We start from the raw sequence: 22,213 nt of genomic DNA on the forward strand, positions 1-22,213 counted from the left end.
ATTGAATATAACTAACAATACGCAACTCAACTCCTTTAGTTTTTTATACTTATTGGCTTTTATGATGCTAATGAGTGCTACTGTTGGTGCGCAAGAAACAGAGCAAGCGCAAGACTCTACAAAAACAACATTTGCCTTTGGTAAGCTAAATATGCCAAATCCCAATAGCATTGTTTCAAAATATACTTACGATCCTATTTTAGATCGTTATATCTATACAGAAAAAATAGGAAATTTTAATATCAATTACCCCTTAATTTTAACACCAAAAGAGTTTCGTAAACTCGTGTTGGAGGAACAATTAAAAGAATATTATAAGAGAATGGCTGATGCTGCTTCCGGAAAAAAAGAAGGAACAGAAGAGGATCAGAAAAATTTGTTACCAGAGTTTTATGTCAATTCAGGATTGTTTGAAACTATATTTGGAGGTAATACCATAAATGTAGTCCCTCAAGGTTCGGTAGATGTTGACTTAGGTGTTTTATTCTCTAAACAAGATAACCCTACGTTTTCTCCAAGAAACAGAACTAATTTCACCTTTGATTTTGATCAAAGAATTGGTTTAAGTCTATTAGGAAAAGTAGGTACAAGACTTCAAGTAACCGCGAATTACGACACAGAAGCGTCATTAGATTTTCAACAACTTGTTAAGTTAGAGTACACACCAACTGAGGACGATATTATACGTAAGATTGAAGTTGGTAACGTTAATATGCCATTAAATAGTTCGTTAATTACTGGTGCACAAAGTTTATTTGGTGTTAAAACAGAATTACAATTTGGTAAAACTAGAGTTACTGCTGTGTTTTCTGAGCAGCAATCACAGTCTAAATCTGTTGTTGCACAAGGTGGTGGTACATTAGAGGAATTTGAGTTTTTTGCAAGAGACTATGATGAAAATAGACACTTCTATCTAGCGCAATATTTTAGGGATAATTATGATAAAGCCTTATTACAATATCCATATATAGATAATAGAGGGCTACAAATTACCAGAGTAGAAGTTTGGGTAACTAATAGAAATAACCAAACCGAAAATGTTAGAAATATTGTAGCATTTCAGGATTTAGGTGAGTCCGAAGCTGAGAATATTGGATTAAACCCTTTACCAGCAGGCTTTGTAAATAATCCAGGAGCACTTCCAAATAATGAAAATAATGATTTTGATCCTACTAATATAGGCGGTCCAGGATCTCTTTTAACTGAAGCCGTTAGAGATGTTACCATAGTTGAGACCGGAATTAATGTTCCTGTAAATGAAGGTTTTGATTATGGGAAACTTGAAGCAGCAAGAAAATTAACTGAAGGTCAAGAATATGTTTTAAACTCAGAGTTAGGATATATTTCGCTTAATCAAAGATTACTTAATGATGAGGTTTTAGCGGTTGCGTTTCAATATACACTTGGAGGCGAAGTTTATCAAGTTGGAGAATTTGCAAATGATGGTGTTAATTCATCATCAACCCTTTCAGATGAAGATTTGGATGGTATTCCAGATATTGCAGATGTGGATGTAGATGGTGACGGAACTGATGATAATGGTACAGATACTGATGGTGACGGTATTAATGACCAAACAGATGCTGATGTAGATGGTGATGGCACTATTGATAATGGTCAAGACACTAATGTTGATGGAATAAATGATAGTTTTGTTCTTTCAACCGGTACTCCTCAAAGTTTAGTCTTAAAAATGTTGAAAAGTGCAGTGACATCTGTAGAGCAACCAATTTGGGATTTAATGATGAAGAATATTTATGACACTGGTGCTTATCAGTTGAGTCAAGAAGACTTTAAGTTAAACATTTTTTATACCGAAGCATCACCAGTTAATTTTATTAGACCAGTAGAAGGTACTACTTTTCCGCCTTTTGATAATAACACACCTGCAAATACTGCAGATGATACTGAAATAAATGAAACTACCTTAATACGCTTATTTCATTTAGATAAATTGAATTTTAATAATGATCCACAAGAGGGTGGAGATGGTTTCTTTGATTATGTAGAAGGAATGACTGTACTATCTCAAAATGGAAAAATTATATTTACTAAAGCGGAGCCTTTTGGTCGGTATTTATTCGATGTGTTAGATGATGATGGTAACCCAGGTAACAATGCTACCGATTACGAGCAAGATATTTATACCAACCCTAACCAAGAAAAGTATGTTTACGATTTACTATATAAATCAACAAAAACACAAGCTTTAGATGAGGTAAAAAAGAATAAATTTCAAATTAAAGGACGTTTTAAAAGTAGTGGTTCTGGTGGAGGTATACCTCTTGGAGCATTTAATGTGCCTAGAGGTTCTGTAAAAGTTACTGCTGGAGGACGCGTGCTTGTTGAGGGTATTGATTATCAGGTTAATTACCAAATAGGTCGTGTAGAGATTTTGGATGAAGCATTAAAAGCATCTAATACTCCAATTAATGTTTCAGTAGAGAATAATGCGGTTTTTGGACAACAAACTAAGCGTTTTACTGGTATAAATATAGAGCACCAATTCAATGAAAATTTTGTCTTAGGTGCTACCTTATTAAACTTAAATGAACGACCAATAACTCAGAAAGCAAATTATAATTCCGAGCCTATTAATAATACCATTTTTGGTTTTAATGGTAACTATTCAACTGAAGTGCCATTTTTAACACGTTTGGCTAATAAATTACCGAATATAGATACAGATGTTCCATCTAACCTTTCAGTGAGAGGTGAATTTGCTTATCTATTGCCCGGAGCACCAAAAGGCGCCGATTTTGACGGGGAAGCCACAGCGTATATAGATGATTTTGAAGGCACGCAAGGGGCAATAGACTTATTGAGTCCATTGTCTTGGACGTTGTCTAGTCGTCCTAAAGATTTACCAGCTACAATTCCTGGAAATGAAGATCCTGGTATAGAAAATGGTTATGGCAGAGCATTTTTAAACTGGTACACCATTGACCCTATATTTTTTAGTAATCAGCGTCCAAATGGTATTACAGACGACGATGTTTCAAATTTATATACCAGACGTGTATTTATTGAAGAGATTTTCCCTCAGGTAGATGTTGTACAAGGACAAACATCAGTTATTAATACACTAGATTTATCATATTACCCAACAGAGCGTGGACCTTATAATTTCGATCCTAATGCGGCTAACGGAGCAGCCTTAAACCCAAATGAAACTTGGGCAGGTATCACAAGGCAAATTACTTCTACCGATTTTGAGCAAGCCAATGTTGAGTATATAGAATTTTGGGTACAAGATCCATTTTTAGATAATCCAACGAGCCAAGGCGGAAAGTTATTATTAAACTTAGGTAATATTTCTGAAGATATACTGAAAGATGGTAAAAAGCAATATGAAAACGGCTTACCAGAAGATGGTGATATTTCAACATTAAATCCAACTGCGTTTGGTGGTGTTGTTCCTCAAAATCAATCATTAATATATACGTTTGGAACTACTGGAGCAGAACGTGCAAATCAAGATGTTGGTTTTGATGGATATGACGATGCAGAAGAACTTGCACAATTTGGCGCCCAATTTGGTGAAGATCCTTCTAAGGATAATTACAGATACTATTTAAATACAGATGGTAATATTCCAGAGCGTTATAAAAATTATAATGGTGTAGATGGAAATACACCTGATGTATTTACCGATACCAATAGAGGTTCTACAACACAACCAGATGTGGAGGATATCAATAGAGATAATACAATGAATACTATTGATAGTTATTATGAATATGAAGTTGATATGAATCCATCTAACTTAAATATCAATAACCCTCAAATTAATGATGTAAAAGTAAGAACAGTAACACTGCCAAACGGTGACCAAAGAGATGTTACATGGTATCAATATAGATTACCAATAAATGAGCCTACAAGCGCCATAGGTGGCATTACGGATATTAGGTCTATTCGCTTTGCACGATTATACTTGAGAGAGTTTACAGAAAATACGATTTTACGTTTTGCAACCTTAGATTTAGTGCGTAGTGATTGGAGACGTTATACACTAGATTTAGATAATGATCCTACAAATAATAGTGCAGATGCAGAGTTTAACGTAGGTATAATTGGAGTGCAAGAAAATGATGGAGATTATGTAATTCCACCAGGTGTAAGACGAGAAGAATTAAATAATAACAATACAGTTGTTAGACAGAACGAACAATCTTTAGTATTACAAGCCTGTGAATTAGAACCTGAAGATTCTCGTGGTGTATTTAAAAATATTAGTGTAGATATGCGTCAGTATAAAAACTTACGTATGTTTTTACATGCAGAACCACAAGAAGGGCAATCTCTTGCGGAAGGAGAGTTGATTGCTTTTATAAGAATGGGTAATGATTTAACACAAAACTTCTATCAAATAGAAGTGCCATTGTTGCCATCAGATTTGGCTGAAGGTAGTCTTGAAGAGCGTATTTGGCCCGAGGTTAATGAGATAAATATTCCATTAGAGGTTTTTCAGCAAATAAAATCTAAAGGTATTTTTGACCAATCATTGTCTAATGACGATCCAACATTCTATGATGTCATAGGTGGTGAACTCAATGAGAATCCTGTTTCAGAATTTTCACCTTTACCTACTGGTCAACAACGTGTAGCTATAAAAGGAAATCCAAATTACGGAGACATAAGAGTACTTATGGTAGGTCTTAAAAACTCTGGTTCTACAAGTACAAATTCATGTGGTGAAGTTTGGTTTAATGAATTACGTATGTCCGATTTAGATAATGAAGGAGGTTGGGCAGCGATATTGAGTATGGATACTAACATTGCAGATTTTGCAAGTATCAGTGCAACAGGAAGAAGAAGTACAGTAGGTTTTGGCGGCATTGAGCAAGGACCAAATGAACGAAGTAGAGAAGATGTAAAGCAATACGACGTCGTTACTAATGTGCAATTAGGTCAGCTTTTACCAAAAAAATGGGGAGTGCAAATTCCATTTAACTATTCACAGAGTGAAGAAACTATTACTCCACAATACGATGAATATTATAGGGATATTGAATTACAAACCCAATTAGATAATACAACAGATCAAGATTCTATTTTAAGGGTAAATGAAAATTATACAAAGAGAAAGAGTATTAATTTTATTGGAGTCCGAAAGCAAAGAACTGGTGATGCAAAACCACGTTTTTACGATGTTGAGAATTTAACCTTTAATTATTCTTACAATAAAGTTGAGCATCGAGATTTTGAAATCGAGAAATCACTCGATCAAAATGTAAGAGCTGGTGTTAATTATAGTCATGCTTTTGAGCCATTACGAATTGAGCCTTTTAAAAAGAACGATTCCTTATTTACAGGTAAAAATTGGAAAATATTAAAAGATTTCAATCTTAATTTATTGCCATCAAGTTTTTCAGTTAATACAGATATTAATCGACAATTTAGCAAGCAAAAATTTAGAGAAGTAGAATTAGGAGGTGAAAATATAGGTATAGAAGAATTATTTAGAAGAAACTATACATTCGATTTTCAATATGCAATAAATTATAACTTAACGGATGCTTTGAGTTTAAACTTTACAGCTGCCAATACTAATATTGTACGTAATTATTTTATTGATGACCGTATTAATGGCAGACAAGATCCAGAACTCAATGTTTGGGATGGCTTCTTTGATTTTGGTGATCCAAATTACCAAACGCAACAGCTTCAGGTTAATTACGAGTTGCCTTTATATAAAATACCAGCCCTAAGTTTCTTAAGAACAACTTACGCTTACAATGGTGCTTTTCAGTGGCAAAAAGGCTCAGATTTAAATGAAGGATTAGAGATAGATGGTGTTGCTTACGATTTAGGTCATTCTATTCAAAATTCAAATACGCATAATATAAATACAACCCTAAATATGGAGACCTTTTACAAAACTTTAGGTTTGGTAAGGAAGGGTAATTCTCGAGGAAGAAATAGAACATCAACCGTAAGAAGTCGTAATACTAAAACAGATGTATCTGCTACAGATAAAGAACAACAAGCCAAAGATCCTAATAAACTTAGTACTGGTAAAAAAGCATACAATACATTAATTGATGTTATTACTATGGTAAAACGTGTTCAATTTGGTTATACTGAAAACAATGGTACATACTTGCCAGGTTATTTACCAACTCCAGGTTTTGTAGGCACATTTAGACCGACCCTTGGTTATACCTTTGGAAGCCAAAGAGATATTAGAGACTTGGTTGCTAACAAAGGGTATTTAACAGATTTTCAGGATTTTAATCAACAATATACAGAAACACAAAATAAGACGCTCGATTACTCAGTTAATGTTGAGCCAATGCGTGATTTAAAAATTGACCTACAAGGTAATAGAACCTATGCAGAAAATTTCTCAGAAAACTTTAGGGTAGAAGATCAAGAATATATTTCGTTAACGCCTAATACGTTTGGAAACTTTAATATATCAACGGCAATGATTAAAACGGCATTTAGTAAAAGTGACGAAAATCAGTCTGCAACCTTTGATGATTTTAGAGAAAACAGACTAATTATAGCGAATAGACTAGCTAGAAAAGCTGGAATTAATATTAATGATCCTGCAAATTTAGATGCTGAAGGTTATCCTTTAGGATTTGGTAAAAACAGTCAACGTGTTCTTTTGCCAGCGTTTTTATCTGCATATCAAGGTTCTAATCCAGACAAAGTTAGTACAGGTGCATTTAGAGATGTGCCAATTCCAAATTGGACATTGAAATATACCGGCTTAATGAAAATCCCATGGTTTAAGAAAAATTTTAGACGTTTTTCTATTCAGCATGGATATAGAGCACGTTATACTATAAATCAGTTTAGAACTAATTTAGACTATGAAGCTCCAGATTATGATTTTGCTGCTGATGCACCAGCAAATGAAGATGCAGTAGACCAGGCAGGTAATTTTAAAAATGAAACACTTTATAGTAATATTAACTTAGAGGAGCAATTTAGTCCATTAATTCGTTTAGACTTTGAAATGAAAAATTCAGTAAAAGTCTTAGCAGAAGTTAAAACAGACAGAACCTTATCGCTTAGTTTTGATAATAATTTAATGACTGAGATTCAAGGTAAAGTTTATACGCTAGGTTTAGGTTACAGAATTAAAGATTTAAGAATTCGTTCTAAATTGGCAGGTGCGAAGCAAGTTATTGTGAGTGATTTAGATATGCAAGCAGATATTTCGGTTAGAGATAATAAAACCATTATTAGATATTTAGATTTAGAAAACAATCAAATTACGGCTGGGCAGACCATTTGGGGATTAAAATACACAGCTAATTACGCATTTAGCAAAAATCTATCAGCTATATTCTATTTCGATTATACGTTTTCTGATTTTGCGATTTCTACCTCCTTCCCACAAACGTCTTTAAGATCAGGAATTACACTGCGTTATAATTTTGGTAATTAATTTTGAATGAAAGCAATTAAAAAATTACATTTGTTTCATTAATATATTATAACAATAAAGATGAATATACCATCAGAATTAAAGTACACTAAAGACCACGAGTGGATTAAGATAGAAGGTGATCTTGCTACAGTAGGCATTACAGATTTTGCACAAGGTGAACTTGGTGATATTGTCTATGTCGAAGTAGATACATTAGATGAAACTTTAGATATTGAAGAAGTTTTTGGTACAGTTGAGGCTGTAAAAACAGTCTCAGATTTATTTTTACCATTGTCTGGTGAAATAATTGAATTTAATGAAGGTTTAGAAGACGAACCAGAAAAAGTAAATTCAGATCCTTATGGTGAAGGTTGGATGATAAAATTAAAATTTTCTGATGCTTCTCAAATAGACAATTTGTTATCGGCAGAAGATTACAAAGCACTTATTAGTGGTTAAAAAAATACTTTTACCAGTTGCAATAATTTATACAATTTGGCTGACTGTTGTTAGTCTAATCAACTTAAAAAGTGTACCTAGTTTAGGGTCTTCTTTTGATGATAAAATATATCACTTGTTGGCATATTTGTTATTAGCGTTTTTATGGGTAACTTACTTTAAGCCACATCCCAAAAAACACGCAACATTAATTGTTTTTAGCTGTACTATTATATTTGGTGCGGCTTTAGAATTGATGCAGCATCAATTAAATCCTAACAGAACCTACGATAGTTATGATCTAATAGCAAACTGTTTAGGAGTAATCCTTGGCACATTAATTGCAATAAAAATTAACATCTATAAGTTAAAATAACACAAAGCCTTGTTTTTTTTACTATTATTTAGTTAAATTAGCAATGTTATAATAAACACAATATTATGGAACCTAAAAAGAATCTGAAATCGGATGTAAGTCGCAACAGTTCAATATACTTTGCAGTTGGTCTTGCACTAATGCTTGCCATTACATACATGTCTATAAACTACAAGTCTTACGACGATAAAGATATAGCATTAGACTCTCTTAATTTAGATGATGAATTAGAAGAAGAAGTGCCAATTACAGAACAAATTGTTACACCTCCACCACCACCTCCACCACCACCTGCAGCTCCAGAAGTTATTGAAGTGGTAGAAGATGAGGAAGAAGTTGAAGAGACGGTTATTGAATCTACAGAAACAGAAATGGAAACAGAAATTGTGGAAGTAGAGGATGTAGAAGTAGAAGAGGTAGAAGAAGATATAGAAGTACCATTCAACGTTATTGAAAATGTTGCCGTTTTTCCTGGTTGTGAAAATAAAAAAGGAAATGCTGCTAAGAAACAATGTATGAATGATAAGGTAAACAAGTTTATTAGCAAAAAGTTTAATGTAGATTTAGCTAGTGACTTAGGTCTACCTCCAGGTAAGAAAAGAATCTTTGTTCAGTTTAAGGTAGATAAATCTGGTAATATAACTAGTGTATTAGCTCGAGGGCCACATCCAGGATTAGAAAAAGAAGCTAAACGTGTAATTAGCCAATTACCAAAAATGAAACCAGGAAGACAAAGAGGTAAAGCGGTAGTGATGCCATTCTCTATTCCAATCGTATTCTCAGTGCAAGATTAGATAGCACTTTTTTAAATATCAAAAATCCCGTTCAAAATTAATTGGACGGGATTTTCTTTTTGGTATACTTATTGTGACTTTATCATAATATTAACATTTAAATAATACGTATTATGAAAAATTCTAAAAATGACTTCGGTATTGCTGGTCAGAGCACTACTGAAGTAAAGAAATCACAAAAGCATGATGCAAATTTACAAAAAAACTCAACCCTATATTTCCAAATAGGGTTGATACTTTGTTTATTGGGTACTTATGCACTTTTTGAAATGCAGTTTCAAGAGAAGAAACTTATTTTTGACACTGTAGAATCTACAGAACTCGCAACTATTGATGTTGCAGAAAAGTTTAGGGTAGAGCCAGATGTTACGGTAAAGAAGCAGAAAGCAGTTAAACAAACCGTATTAACAGAAAAAGTTAAAGAGGTTGAGGATGATTATATTGAAAATGAACCTGAAGATTTAGTTGTAACAGATCCAACCCCTTTATCTGATGATCCTATAGCCGATCCTGGTGATATTGTTGATGCAACTCCAATAGATGATCTTATTTTTGTGCCGTTTTCAAAAATTGAAAAAGTACCAGTTTATCCAGGATGTGAAAGGCACAAAACTAATGACAAACGAAAAAAATGTATGTCAGAAAAAATTACGAAACTCATTAATAAAAGATTTAATACCGATTTAGGTTCTGAGTATGGTTTATCTGGTAGACAAAGAATCAATACACAATTTACTATAGATAAAAATGGTAACGTTACTGATGTAAAAATTAGAGGTCCTCACAATGTTTTAGAAAAAGAAGCTAATCGTGTTATTAATAAAATACCTAAAATGGAACCTGGTTTACAACGCAATGTTCCTGTAGGTGTAATTTATACGCTTCCTATAATTTTTGATATTAGAGATTAATAGAAATAATCTTCACAAAACTCTAAACCGTTATTGCTTCAATAACGGTTTTTTAATATCCGATTTTCAGTTTAGGGTTACTAAAAAAATAAGTATCTTTCACTCGTTAAATCCATTTTCTTCTATGAAGCGTATTTTGCTTTTTGCTATTCTCTCAATGTCGCTATTAGGTTTTACTCAAACTCCTATAACTTACGAAAAACCACCTGTATTTAATGAATGTGAATCTGAAGCTATAGAACAACTAAAATCATGCTTCAATTTCACCTTAAATAATTTTATCTACAAAAATTTTGATGTGCCAGAAATAGTGAATAAAGAATCTTATAGAGGAGATATTCAAATATTATTCGAAATTAATAAAGAAGGGGAGTTTAAGCTAATTTATGTTGATGCGATTTATGAAGAATTAAAAGTAGAAAGTAAACGTGTTTTTGATTTGCTACCAAAAATTAAACCGGCTACATATAATGGTGAACCAACATTTGCGCAATACAGTATAAGTATAGCAATACCATTAACTGAACCTATAAGACAGCAAGACGAAATTGTAAAGGTAGAATCAGATAGAAATAGTAAAGAGAATCTTAATACTACTTTATCAAATGAGTTTGATACTGTTGAAGCTAAAATAAAACCTTACGAAAAATTAGAATATACTAGTGAGTTAAACATACCATTTACACATTCGTACTATGCACGATTTGATGACGAAATGAATGCTCTAGGTACAAATAGTCATACTGCAGCAAAACCATTTGTTTATAGTGATGTTGCCAAATATTACGATATAAAAGCAGAAAAGGAAAACTTAGCTAAGGATACGGATTCTTGGATAGGTAGAAAGTTATACAACGAGCATTTAGTAAGTGTGCAAGGCAAGGATTATTGGTTTACCGTAGATCCAATTCTAGACTTACAGGTCGGTAAGGATGGTGAGGCAGAATTTAGTTCTACATGGAATAATACTCGAGGTATTTTTATTCAGGCTGGTTTAGGAAAACATTTTAATTTATCAACTTCAATTTACGAAAGTCAAGGACGTTTTGCGGATTACTTTAATACATATGCAGAAAATATTAGGGCATTTGGTCCAGATCCAGCTTTAATTCCTGGTCGTGGTATTGCCAAACGATTTAAAGACGATTCTTACGATTATCCTGTTGCAGAAGCCTACTTATCTTATACACCTTCAAAGTTTTTTAACGTGCAATTTGGTCATGGCAAAAATTTTATAGGTGATGGTTATCGTTCGTTGTTTCAAAGTGATGTTGCGAGCCCTTATCCATTTTTTAAAACAAATATTGAGTTTTGGAAAATAAAATATACGAGTACTTGGATGTCTTTAAGAGATGTTAGAGAAGATGTAATTGAGGATAAAACCTTTAGAACAAAATATATGGCTAATCACTATCTCAGCTGGAATGTCTCTAAACGTTTAAATATAGGTTTGTTTGAATCTGTAATGTGGCAAAATTCTAATGATAGAGGTTTTGATCTAAACTATTTAAATCCTATTATATTTTTTAGAGCTATTGAGTTTCAAACGGGTCAAGGTAATGGTAATGCTATCTTAGGTTTATCTGGTAAGTATAAGTGGAATAATAAAGTTAATCTATATGGTCAATTTTTAATTGATGAATTTTCTGTTAGTGATGTTACAGGTGGTGAGAAAAGTTGGAAAAATAAGTTAGGTTTTCAGATAGGAGCAAAATATTTTAACGCATTTAATCTAGATAATTTATTGCTTCAAGCCGAATATAATCAAGTTAGGCCATATACTTATGCTCATAATACAGTTGTATTAAATTATGCGCATAACAATCAACCAATGGCCCATCTTTGGGGCGCAAATTTTAGAGAATTGGTGTTAATTGGTAGATATAATTACAAACGCTGGTTTGGGGATGCTAAATTTATAATTGGCCAACGTGGTTTCGATTTTAATACTGATGAAGATAGCTTTAATTATGGTGGTAATATATATGGGGATGAAGACTTTAGAGTGGCTGATACAGGCATTAAAATAGGTCAAGGTAACAAAACCAATAGTTTTATGACAGAATTACAAGCTGGTTATTTAATAAATCCTGCTACTAATCTAAAAGTTTTTACAAATATTATATATAGAGATTTTAATCCTGAAGCCATAACACCTACAACAATGAAATCTAATACGCTTTGGTTTAGTTTTGGTGTAAGAACAGATTTGTTTAATTGGTATAATGATTTTTAGATAGAAATCTCCTCCAAATTTTCTAAATTGATTAGGTTAGAAGTTCAATAATAGTATTGTATAAAACTAATAATTTACGTTGCTCATCATTAAATTTCAAACTATCTTTGCACTCGCAAAGAATAGAACTAAATAGAACACCTTTTGAGTAGCACAAAATCTTCGGTATCAACAGCTTCTGTGGTAACTGATTTTAAAGAAATCACTAAGATGGGTTTATCCATTAGTGTGGTGTTTTCTTCTATTGCTGGATATCTTCTTGGTGCAGAAACCATAAGCTTTACAACACTTTTTTTATTGGCTTTAGGTGGCTATTTTATGGTTGGAGCGTCAAATGCTTATAATCAAATTATTGAGCGCGATTTAGATGCATTAATGGATCGCACTAAAAATAGACCTATACCAGCTGGTCGAATGACTGTAAATACAGCATTTATCATCGCAACGACTTTTACCATTTTAGGTATAATTACTCTATATGTTATTAACCCAAAAACAGCAATGTGGGGAGCGATATCTATTTTTTTATACACAAGTGTTTACACTCCATTAAAAACTAAAACATCATTATCGGTTTTTGTTGGAGCATTACCAGGTGCTATTCCTTTTATGTTAGGTTGGGTGGCAGCTCGTAATGGTTTTGGTATTGAACCTGGTACTTTATTTGCAATTCAGTTTTTTTGGCAGTTTCCGCATTTTTGGTCCATAGGTTGGTTTTTATTTGAAGACTACAAAAAAGGAGGCTTCTTTATGCTGCCTACAGGTAAGCCAGATAAAGGCACTGCAGTACAGATTATTATGTATAGTGTATGGACAATTATTGCATCTATAATTCCTGTATTCGGATTTACAGGTGATTTAAAACTGTCTATAATTGGTGCCGTTTTGGTGTTTGTTCTAGGAATGGTGATGTTGTTTTATGCCTTTAAATTATTTAAAGTGCGAACAGTAAAAGTTGCGAAACAGTTAATGTTGTCTAGTGTATTTTATATTACAATGTTGCAGATTATATATGTGGCTGATAAATTTTTAAGATAAATGGATTTAACACAAGGAACTCAAGAAGAGAAAAGAGCGAGATCTAAAAAGATGATGCTTTGGTTTGGTATTGGCTCATTAATTATGTCCTTTGCAGGTTTAATTAGTGCCTTTATAGTAAGTAGAAAGCGTGAAGATTGGTTAAACGATTTTCAATTGCCAAATGCTTTTATAATAAGTGTTGTAGTTATTTTAGTAAGTAGCTTCACATTTATATTAGCAAAACGTGCACTTAGACAAAATAATAGGCAAATGGTAACGGTCTGGTTATTAGCAACCTTAGTGTTAGGTGTTGCATTTGTATACAATCAATTTGTAGGATTTGGTCAGATTATTGAAGCTGGTTATAATTTTACTGGGCCAACAAGTAATGTTACAATTTCGTTCATCTATTTAATAGCAATTGTGCACATAGCTCACGTTATTGCTGGGTTAATATGTATAGTTGTCGTAATTTATAATCATTTTAAACAAAAGTATAACTCCAACAATATGTTGGGTTTTGAACTCGCAGTTAATTTCTGGCATTTTGTAGATGTACTTTGGCTTGTGCTCTTTTTGTTTTTATATTTTTTTAGATATATAATTTGATTATTTTTGTCCAATCTTAAAATTTAAATAAATTCTATGGATTCTACAGTAGAAAGTACTGGTACAGAAGGAAAAACTTGGGGAGGAGGCAATAAGCCTTTAAGAGCAAGTTACGGAAAAATGATGATGTGGTTCTTCATCGTATCGGATGCATTAACATTTTCGGGCTTCTTGGCAGCCTATGGTTTTTCAAGATTCAAGTTTATAAAGGAATGGCCAATTGCAGATGAGGTGTTTACTCACGTACCATTTTTACATGGTCAGGAGCTGCCAATGATCTATGTAGCATTTATGACGTTTATTCTTATTATGTCGTCTGTAACAATGGTACTAGCTGTAGATGCTGGTCATCATATGAACAAAGCCAAAGTAACTTTGTATATGTTCTTAACCATTATTGGTGGAGCAATATTCGTTGGGTCTCAGGCTTGGGAATGGGCAACATTTATTCAAGGAGATTATGGAGCTGTACAAACTAAAGGAGGAAATATTCTACAGTTTGGTGAGTACGTAACCGTTGATGGTGAAGAAAAATTTAAGCGAATTTCTATAGATGACTTTGCGGCAGTTCAGGCAGGAGATAGAGTTCAGCACGAGCGTAAAAACGGCCTTTGGTTTGTAACTGAAGAGACTTTGCCGCCTTATTCAGTAAATGAAATATACACTGGTTTAGCAGCGAATGATAACATCTTAGTAAGAACTCAAGAAATTAATGATGAAGGTCATAAGACGGTGTTGTCTAGAGCAGAATCATTAAAGCAAATAAAAGATAATGGTAAATTAGTTGTAAAGGGTGCCAACCTTCATGTAAATGAATATGGTACTACACTTTTTGCAGATTTCTTTTTCTTCATTACAGGATTTCACGGATTCCACGTATTTTCTGGTGTTGTGATTAACATTATTATTTTCTTTAATGTTATTCTAGGAACATATGAGCGTAGAGGAAGTTACGAAATGGTAGAAAAAGTTGGTTTATACTGGCACTTTGTCGATTTAGTTTGGGTATTTGTATTTACTTTCTTCTACCTAGTTTAAAAGATTTTATAAGAATAAGTTATGGCACACGAACATAAATTAGAAATATTTAGAGGCTTAGTAAAATTTAAGTCTAACACAAGTAAAATTTGGGGAGTACTAATATTCCTTACTATTGTAACAGCAGTAGAAGTGGTATTAGGTATATACAAACCAGATATGTTTATGCATACATGGATGGATCCATTTGAAGGTGGTTTTTTAGCTACTTTAGGTAATATTCTTTTTTCACCTATTGTATATATGAAGCCATTAAATTTAATATTCATCGTATTAACAATTGTAAAAGCATATTACATTACTTGGGACTTTATGCACATGAGAGATGAAACAGGCAGTATGAGAAAAATGGTTGTTTGGACAGGAGTTTTCTTAATCTGCTATTTAATATTCATTCTTTTACAAGAAGGTGGTTATGTATTTGATGTATACTTTACAGGTGAGCATCCATTAATCAAAAGAGATTTTTAAACATAAAAATTACTTTCTCTGAGAGAAGTAAAACGTGTTAAATGATATTAAAAGGTGGTTTTTCTAAACCACCTTTTTTATTTTTGCAATATGAAGAAAACAAGCAACACAAAACGTAATATTGTTCTAGGTATTTTATTCTTTTTACCAGTTGCTTTTTTGCTTATGTTATATCCTGCTAAGCACAACTACGAACCCTTAAACGTTGTAAATCTTACTGTTGCTGATATTGATAACTTTTATTCAGACCGTACTGACAGCATTGTGTTTAAAGACCATATCACGGTTTTAGGATTTTTAGGTAAAACGCCATTGCAAAATGCCATAGCAGCTTCTAATTTAAAAGAACTGGTATATGACAAATTTAAGGGCTTTAAAAAATTTCAGATAGTAATTGTGGTGCCAGAAGGAACAGAGGATGATGTTAAAGAACTTAAGAAAGAAATTAATACTTATGAAGATTTAAAGTTTTGGCATTATGTGTTCGGTACAGAAGGTGAAATAAAAATGCTTTACAATAGTCTAAAAACTCAAGAAAACCTAAAACAAGATTTATCAACGGATAATGTCTTTATTATTGATAAAGACTTAAGCCAACGAGGACGTATTGATGGTAGAGATGAAAAGGAAATAGAAGCCAATAAACCGACTTTTAGTGTCTATTCTTATAATACTATTCAAGTTGCCGAAATTAAGAATATGATGAGTGATGATATGCGAATTCTGTTTACAGAATACCGTCAAAAACGCAAAGGCAAATTCGATGATTCAAATACGAGAAGAACAAAAGATTTAAAACAAACTAATGAGTAAAAAAACAAACTATTCATACGTAGGTATAGCATTTATTATTTTGGTTTTTGGAATTATTTTTATTCCTAAAATAATTGATCGTATCAATAAAGACGATATTACTAGAAATGGAAGTAGAAGTGAAGATGTATCTACAACTAGTATAGAAAAATCAAATAAAAGTGATTTAGCGTATCTAGAGATTAATGGTAAACCTAAAAAAGTACCAGCATTTAGTTTTACAAACCAAGAAGGTGAAACAATTACTAACAAAGATTACTTAGGTAAAGTTTATGTAGTAGAATTCTTTTTTACAACCTGCCCAACCATTTGCCCAATTATGAATCGTAATTTAGTAGAAGTACAAAACCAGTTTCTAGGTTTTGAAAATTTTGGGGTGGCTTCATTTACTATAACTCCAGAGGTTGACACTCCAGAAGTATTGAAAGCCTATGCAGAGAAGTACGGAATTACGAATCCTAATTGGCACCTAATGACAGGTAATGAAGAAGCTATTTATAAATTAGCTAACGAAGGTTTTAATTTATACACAGCAAAAGACGAAACGGTAGAAGGTGGTTTTGAACATTCTGGGAATTTTGCCTTAATAGATAAAGAAGGTTTTATTCGTTCTCGAAAAGATGATTTCGGAAATCCTTTAATTTTTTATAACGGATTAGTACCAGAAGCTGTTGGTGTAGATGAAGATGGAATTTCGCAAGAAATAACAATTTTAAAAGAAGACATTACTAAATTATTGCAAGAGTAAATTTTATCGCCTAGAGACAAGTCAAAAGGTTTATTGTAAAAACTTATGAATACAAATAAAGATTTAGAACAAGAAAAGAAATATAATAAGTGGATTGTTGCACTTTCAATTATTATTCCGGTTGCAGTAGCAGCCTTATTTGGAGTTAACCTGCGTAGTTTAGGCTTCGATGTAGAACCATTAACATTCTTGCCTCCAATATATGCTACAGTAAACGGTGTAACAGCAGTAGTTTTAGTTATAGCTGTAATGGCGATTAAAAATAAAAACAGAAAACTGCATGAGCGTTTAATGAAGTTTGCCATACTATTATCCTTAGCGTTCTTGCTTATGTATATAGCATATCATATGACAAGCGATTCTACCAAATTTGGAGGAGAAGGATTTATTAAATATATCTACTACTTTATTTTAATAACACATATTTTATTATCTATTGTTATTATTCCATTTGTCCTGATTACCTATGTAAGAGCAATAACCAATAGTATAGAACGCCATAAAAAAATTGCTAAAATCACATTTCCATTATGGCTATATGTTGCAGTAACAGGAGTCGTTGTGTATTTAATGATTTCTCCCTATTATGTTTAACTAATGAAACAAAAAGCAGTCTTTTTTTTCTTCTCTTTTTTCTTTATTCTAAAGATAAATGCACAATGTGCAATGTGTAGGGCTGTTCTAGAAAGTGGTGAAGACCAATCAGCCGCAGAAGGTATTAATGATGGTATTATTTTTTTAATGGCTATACCATACATTTTGGTAGCAGCAATAGCATATTTTATCTATTTAAAATACAGTAAATCTAAAAGCTTAAAAAAATAAGCGCAAGGGTGTAACATTTTCTTAATCACAAAGTCTTAATGGTATCTGTTTATAAGGTATTAACAATTTGTTGGCATAAAAAACCTTCGAATTTCGTTAAAATTGCATTCGTTAACCAACTGCATTATGATTCAAATAAAAGATTTACACAAATCTTACCATATGGGAAGCAATTCGCTTCACGTACTCAAGGGCATTAACTTTGATGTAAAAGAAGGAGAACTCGTATCTATTATGGGATCTTCAGGTTCTGGTAAATCTACATTATTGAATATTTTAGGAATGTTAGATGAGGCTGACGAGGGACAATACATTCTTGATAATGTTCCTATTAAAAATCTTAATGAAAAAATAGCAGCTAAATATAGAAATGAATTTCTCGGATTCATTTTTCAATCTTTCAACCTAATCAATTATAAAAGCGCATTAGATAATGTGTCGATGCCATTGTATTACAAGGGCATAAAGAGGAAAGAACGTACAGAAAGAGCGATGCATTATTTAGAAAAAGTAGGTTTGGCAGAATGGTCTCACCATTTACCAAGCGAACTTTCTGGTGGTCAAAAACAGCGTGTCGCGATTGCTAGAGCATTAGCAAGTGATCCTAAAGTATTACTGGCAGATGAGCCAACAGGTGCTTTAGATACTAAAACTTCTTACGAAGTTATGGAGCTTATTCAAGGAATTAATGACGAGGGAAAAACCATCCTAGTTGTAACGCACGAAGATGATATAGCACATATGACAAAGCGTATAGTTAATCTTAAAGACGGATTAATTATAGACGATAGTACTGTAAAACAAGTTAGAGCTTCGGAGCATGTTTGATATAGAACGTTGGCAAGAAATATTTGAAACTTTACGTAAAAACAGGCTGCGTACTTTTTTAACAGGGCTCTCGGTAGCTTCTGGTATATTTATATTAGTTATACTTTTGGGTTTTAGTGAAGGTATAGCCAATGGTGTAAAATCACAGTTTGAACAAGATGCAACCAATAGAGTCTCAGTATGGACAGGTGTAACAACCAAAGGTTATAAAGGCTTAAATCCGGGACGCTATATTCAACTCAAAAATTCAACTTTCGATGCCGTTGAAAACGAATACGATGACTACTTTGAATATCGCACAAAAGATTACGCTATTTGGGGAGGAATGGTTACATACAATAACGAAACAGGAAATTATCGTGTTAGAGGTACACTACCAGATAACCAATTTATTGAAAATGCAGATATGGGTTCTGGGCGCTTTATTAGTCAGTCCGATATTAACGAGAGCAAAAAAGTAGCTGTAATAGGTAACAAAATTAAAACAGACCTCTTTAAAGGTAAAGATCCAATAAATAAAAACATTCAGATATATGGAATGAACTTTAAGGTTATTGGTGTCTTTTTTGATCCAGGTGGAGACCGTGAAGAAGGCCAAGTTTATATTCCTGTGTCAACAGCTCAAAAAGTATTTAATGCAGGAGAGAACATCAGAAATATGGCATTTACCGTAAAAATGGCAGATAATTTTGATGAAGCTGTAGCCATCTCAAATGCTATTGCTCTTGGTATAGAGAAGAAAATAAAAGAAATTCATACAGTCGCGCCAGATGATGTCAGTGCAGTTAGAGTGAATAATACACTTGAAGAAGCGCAAAAAATCTATTCATTAATTGCCACTATAAAGGCGGTTTTTTGGTTTGTAGGTATTGGAACCATTATCGCTGGTATCGTTGGTGTTGGCAACATTATGCTTATTATAGTAAAAGAGCGTACAAAAGAAATTGGTATAAGAAAGGCTTTGGGTGCACTACCAATGTCTATCGTTGGAATGATTTTACAAGAAGCAGTTTTTGTAACTATGTTAGCAGGTTTGTTTGGGTTAATTCTCGGGCTTGGGTTATTAGAACTCGTAGGACCGCAAATAGAGAGTGACTTTATAAAATACCCACAAGTAGATTTCAATATAGCAATAACGACGGTATTTTTATTAGTAATAGCAGGTGCATTAGCCGGATTTATTCCAGCATACAGAGCAGCGAAGATTAAACCAATTGTAGCACTTAGAGACGAATAATTATGTTTAGTAAAGACCGTTGGGATGAGATACTCGAAGCTTTAAACGCTAATAAATTTAGAACGTTTTTAACAGCATTTGGTGTCTTTTGGGGCATCACAATTTTAGTATTGCTATTGGCGCTAACAAATGGGTTAAAAAATGGTGTTACTGCAGATTTTGGTGACTTTGCCACTAACTCTATGTTTATGTGGGCTCAAAGCACGTCAAAACCGTACAAGGGATTACCTAAAGGACGTCGATTTAATTACAAAATAAGCGATGTTGCCGCAATTAAGTCCGAAATTCCCAATATAAAATATGTGTCTCCTAGAAATCAATTAGGTGGCTTTAGAGGAGCAAACAATGTAACTAGAGGTACTAAAACTGGTGCGTTTGAAATTTATGGAGATTATCCAGAATATATTAAGCAACAACCTATGGATATTCTTCAGGGGAGATTTATCAGTTATTCAGATATTGAAGCCAAAAGAAAAGTCTGTGTTATTGGTACAGGAGTTGTTAAAGGTATGTACGATAAAGATGAAGAAGTTTTAGGTACATATATAAAAGTTAATGGCGTTAACTTTTTGGTAGTTGGTACATTTAAAATGAGTAATAGTCAAGGAGATGGAGAGCAAGATGCTAGTACCATTTATATGCCTTTTACAACATTTGGGCAAGCCTTTAATAGAGGTGAAAATGTAGGTTGGATGGCGATTACTGCAGTAGATGGTGTCACTATAACATCCTTAAAACAGCAAGTTTTTGATTTAATGAAATCAAGACATAAAATAGATCCAACAGACGAACGTGCAATTGGTCATTTCGATTTATCAGAACAATTTGGGCGTGTAAATGGTCTCTTTACAATACTTTCACTTGTAGGTTATTTTGTTGGTGCGCTTGTGTTGATGTCTGGGATAATAGGTATAAGTAATATAATGCTTATAGTAGTAAAAGAACGAACCAAAGAAATCGGTGTAAGACGTGCTTTAGGTGCTAGTCCATGGACTATAAAATCTCAAATTTTGCAAGAGAGTTTAATTTTAACCATACTATCTGGTATGGTTGGTATTTCCTTTTCGGCACTGGTTATTTGGGTAATGAATACCATTTTAGACAATGCTGGTCCTGTAGATAATTTTGCAAATCCAAGTGTAAGTATGCAAGTTGTATTTACCGCTTTAATTATATTAATTGTTTCAGGTGTATTAGCAGGTTTAATTCCTGCAAATAGTGCTACCAAAATGAAACCTGTTGACGCTTTAAGAATAGAATAAATTTATATCAATCATACATAACCATGAAAAGAACTAAAACCGTAATCGCACTAATATTAATTGTTGTTGTCTTTGGCGCAGCATTATATTATTTATGGCAAAAAAATCAAGAAAATCCCATTACTTATACTTCAGAGTTACCAACAGAAGAAACTATTATAGTTAAAACTGTAGCGACTGGTAGCATTGTTCCAAAAGAAGAAATTTTAATAAAGCCTAATATTTCTGGTGTTATTGAAGAGATTTTTATTGAAGCTGGCGAATACGTTAAACAAGGTGATTTAATTGCTCAGATTAAAGTAATACCAAATGTATCTAATTTAACCAATGCTAAAAATAATATAGCATCAAACAGAACGACTTTACAAACTGCGGAGATTAATTTTAAAACTCAAAAAACAATCTATGATCGTCAAAAGGAATTGTTTGATAAAGGTGTTATTGCAGCAAACGAATTCGATCAAGTAAATAATACTTATTTACAAGCAAAGCAACAGGTTGAGCAAGCAAGAATTAGTGTAAACCAAGCGCGTCAAAACTATGATATTATTAAAACGGGTACAACATCTGGACTTGGTAATATAGCACAAACGCAAGTAAGAGCAACGGTTTCAGGTATGGTATTAGATGTGCCTGTAAAAGCAGGAAATCAAGTTATTGAAGCTAATAATTTTAACGAAGGAACATCAATTGCATCCTTAGCAGATGTTAAACAGATGATTTTTGAAGGAAAAGTTGATGAAAGCGAAGTAGGTAAAATTAAAGAAGGTTTACCATTAGAGATTACTGTAGGTGCTATTGAAAACCAAAAATTTGATGCAATTTTAGATTATATTGCTCCAAAAGGTGTAGCAGAAAATGGAGCAATTCAATTTGAAATTAAAGGATCGCTTAAAAAAATTGATTCAACATTTATTAGAGCAGGTCTTAGTGCTAATGCATCTATTATTTTAGATAAAGTTGAAAAGGTTTTAGCTATAAAAGAAGCTCTAGTTCAATACGATGATGAAACTAAAAAGCCATTTGTCGAAGTTGAGGTTGGAGACCAAAAATTCGAAAGAAAAGATATAGAACTTGGTATTAGCGATGGTATCTTTGTAGAAGTAAAAAGCGGAATTACAAAAGACGATAAAATAAAGGTTTGGAACCAGATTCAGGGTATTCCAAAATATGCACAATAATAATTTTAACATTTATTGTAACACTTTAAGATTTAT

General features: G+C 32.9%; 18 protein-coding genes. All 18 read left to right on the plus strand.

Going from position 1 to position 22,213, the window contains the following annotated elements; genetic code table 11:
* Nucleotide 1: 1 nt before the first annotated feature.
* Nucleotides 2–7,408 carry a T9SS outer membrane translocon Sov/SprA gene (sov, locus tag H8K90_RS07045; RefSeq protein WP_456294440.1) on the plus strand — a complete coding sequence of 2,469 codons (7,407 nt, stop codon included), beginning with the start codon at nucleotides 2–4 and terminating at the stop codon, nucleotides 7,406–7,408.
* Between the two features lie 60 nt (nucleotides 7,409–7,468).
* A complete protein-coding gene (gene gcvH, locus H8K90_RS07050; protein ID WP_186845205.1) occupies nucleotides 7,469–7,849 on the plus strand; it encodes a glycine cleavage system protein GcvH in 381 nt (126 codons plus the stop codon).
* A complete protein-coding gene (locus tag H8K90_RS07055; RefSeq protein ID WP_186845206.1) occupies nucleotides 7,842–8,204 on the plus strand; it encodes a VanZ family protein in 363 nt (120 codons plus the stop codon). Before gcvH ends, H8K90_RS07055 begins: the two co-directional genes overlap by 8 nt.
* Before the next feature lie 65 nt (nucleotides 8,205–8,269).
* Complete coding sequence (locus H8K90_RS07060; RefSeq protein WP_186845207.1) at nucleotides 8,270–8,998, plus strand: energy transducer TonB; 729 nt, start codon at nucleotides 8,270–8,272, stop codon at nucleotides 8,996–8,998.
* Between the two features lie 113 nt (nucleotides 8,999–9,111).
* Entirely contained in the window at nucleotides 9,112–9,909 is a 798-nt protein-coding gene (locus H8K90_RS07065) for an energy transducer TonB (protein ID WP_186845208.1), read from the plus strand.
* A gap of 124 nt (nucleotides 9,910–10,033) precedes the next feature.
* Nucleotides 10,034–12,145 carry a gliding motility protein RemB gene (locus tag H8K90_RS07070; RefSeq protein WP_186845209.1) on the plus strand — a complete coding sequence of 704 codons (2,112 nt, stop codon included), beginning with the start codon at nucleotides 10,034–10,036 and terminating at the stop codon, nucleotides 12,143–12,145.
* Between the two features lie 144 nt (nucleotides 12,146–12,289).
* Nucleotides 12,290–13,183, plus strand: coding sequence for a heme o synthase (gene cyoE, locus H8K90_RS07075; protein WP_186845210.1), 894 nt, complete (start codon nucleotides 12,290–12,292; stop codon nucleotides 13,181–13,183).
* Entirely contained in the window at nucleotides 13,184–13,774 is a 591-nt protein-coding gene (locus tag H8K90_RS07080) for a cytochrome c oxidase subunit 3 (RefSeq protein ID WP_186845211.1), read from the plus strand.
* A gap of 36 nt (nucleotides 13,775–13,810) precedes the next feature.
* Nucleotides 13,811–14,812: a cytochrome c oxidase subunit 3 gene (locus tag H8K90_RS07085; RefSeq protein ID WP_186845212.1), complete on the plus strand. Its 1,002-nt coding sequence runs from the start codon at nucleotides 13,811–13,813 to the stop codon at nucleotides 14,810–14,812.
* Nucleotides 14,813–14,833: 21 nt separating this feature from the next.
* Entirely contained in the window at nucleotides 14,834–15,283 is a 450-nt protein-coding gene (locus H8K90_RS07090) for a cytochrome C oxidase subunit IV family protein (RefSeq protein WP_186845213.1), read from the plus strand.
* A 90-nt stretch (nucleotides 15,284–15,373) separates the two neighbouring features.
* A complete protein-coding gene (locus H8K90_RS07095) occupies nucleotides 15,374–16,096 on the plus strand; it encodes a hypothetical protein (protein ID WP_186845214.1) in 723 nt (240 codons plus the stop codon).
* Nucleotides 16,089–16,844 (plus strand): SCO family protein, encoded by a 756-nt coding sequence (locus tag H8K90_RS07100; protein WP_186845215.1) that lies wholly within the window; start codon nucleotides 16,089–16,091, stop codon nucleotides 16,842–16,844. The genes H8K90_RS07095 and H8K90_RS07100 overlap by 8 nt, the downstream gene beginning before the upstream one ends.
* A 45-nt stretch (nucleotides 16,845–16,889) precedes the next feature.
* Entirely contained in the window at nucleotides 16,890–17,438 is a 549-nt protein-coding gene (locus H8K90_RS07105) for a DUF420 domain-containing protein (protein WP_186845216.1), read from the plus strand.
* A 3-nt stretch (nucleotides 17,439–17,441) separates the two neighbouring features.
* Complete coding sequence (locus tag H8K90_RS07110) at nucleotides 17,442–17,669, plus strand: hypothetical protein (protein ID WP_186845217.1); 228 nt, start codon at nucleotides 17,442–17,444, stop codon at nucleotides 17,667–17,669.
* Nucleotides 17,670–17,795: 126 nt separating this feature from the next.
* Nucleotides 17,796–18,497, plus strand: coding sequence for an ABC transporter ATP-binding protein (locus H8K90_RS07115; RefSeq protein ID WP_186845218.1), 702 nt, complete (start codon nucleotides 17,796–17,798; stop codon nucleotides 18,495–18,497).
* Nucleotides 18,490–19,734, plus strand: coding sequence for an ABC transporter permease (locus H8K90_RS07120; protein ID WP_186845219.1), 1,245 nt, complete (start codon nucleotides 18,490–18,492; stop codon nucleotides 19,732–19,734). The genes H8K90_RS07115 and H8K90_RS07120 overlap by 8 nt, the downstream gene beginning before the upstream one ends.
* Nucleotides 19,735–19,736: 2 nt before the next feature.
* The gene (locus H8K90_RS07125) at nucleotides 19,737–20,996 is read left to right on the plus strand and encodes an ABC transporter permease (RefSeq protein ID WP_186845220.1); all 1,260 of its coding nucleotides are present in this window, start codon (nucleotides 19,737–19,739) and stop codon (nucleotides 20,994–20,996) included.
* A gap of 23 nt (nucleotides 20,997–21,019) precedes the next feature.
* On the plus strand, nucleotides 21,020–22,177 hold the full coding sequence (locus tag H8K90_RS07130; RefSeq protein ID WP_186845221.1) for an efflux RND transporter periplasmic adaptor subunit: 1,158 nt from the start codon (nucleotides 21,020–21,022) through the stop codon (nucleotides 22,175–22,177).
* The last annotated feature ends 36 nt before the right edge of the window (nucleotides 22,178–22,213 follow it).

The sequence above is a fragment of the Winogradskyella echinorum genome (assembly GCF_014297365.1).
GTDB classification, from domain to species: domain Bacteria; phylum Bacteroidota; class Bacteroidia; order Flavobacteriales; family Flavobacteriaceae; genus Winogradskyella; species Winogradskyella echinorum.

Bases quoted from the DNA above. Each gene is read 5' to 3' on its own strand.
- gcvH (WP_186845205.1), top strand. From the start codon at position 7,469: ATGAATATACCATCAGAATTAAAGTACACTAAAGACCACGAGTGGATT.
- H8K90_RS07060 (WP_186845207.1), top strand. From the start codon at position 8,270: ATGGAACCTAAAAAGAATCTGAAATCGGATGTAAGTCGCAACAGTTCA.
- H8K90_RS07065 (WP_186845208.1), top strand. From the start codon at position 9,112: ATGAAAAATTCTAAAAATGACTTCGGTATTGCTGGTCAGAGCACTACT.
- H8K90_RS07070 (WP_186845209.1), top strand. From the start codon at position 10,034: ATGAAGCGTATTTTGCTTTTTGCTATTCTCTCAATGTCGCTATTAGGT.
- H8K90_RS07080 (WP_186845211.1), top strand. From the start codon at position 13,184: ATGGATTTAACACAAGGAACTCAAGAAGAGAAAAGAGCGAGATCTAAA.
- H8K90_RS07085 (WP_186845212.1), top strand. From the start codon at position 13,811: ATGGATTCTACAGTAGAAAGTACTGGTACAGAAGGAAAAACTTGGGGA.
- H8K90_RS07090 (WP_186845213.1), top strand. From the start codon at position 14,834: ATGGCACACGAACATAAATTAGAAATATTTAGAGGCTTAGTAAAATTT.
- H8K90_RS07095 (WP_186845214.1), top strand. From the start codon at position 15,374: ATGAAGAAAACAAGCAACACAAAACGTAATATTGTTCTAGGTATTTTA.
- H8K90_RS07100 (WP_186845215.1), top strand. From the start codon at position 16,089: ATGAGTAAAAAAACAAACTATTCATACGTAGGTATAGCATTTATTATT.
- H8K90_RS07105 (WP_186845216.1), top strand. From the start codon at position 16,890: ATGAATACAAATAAAGATTTAGAACAAGAAAAGAAATATAATAAGTGG.
- H8K90_RS07110 (WP_186845217.1), top strand. From the start codon at position 17,442: ATGAAACAAAAAGCAGTCTTTTTTTTCTTCTCTTTTTTCTTTATTCTA.
- H8K90_RS07115 (WP_186845218.1), top strand. From the start codon at position 17,796: ATGATTCAAATAAAAGATTTACACAAATCTTACCATATGGGAAGCAAT.
- H8K90_RS07120 (WP_186845219.1), top strand. From the start codon at position 18,490: ATGTTTGATATAGAACGTTGGCAAGAAATATTTGAAACTTTACGTAAA.
- H8K90_RS07125 (WP_186845220.1), top strand. From the start codon at position 19,737: ATGTTTAGTAAAGACCGTTGGGATGAGATACTCGAAGCTTTAAACGCT.
- H8K90_RS07130 (WP_186845221.1), top strand. From the start codon at position 21,020: ATGAAAAGAACTAAAACCGTAATCGCACTAATATTAATTGTTGTTGTC.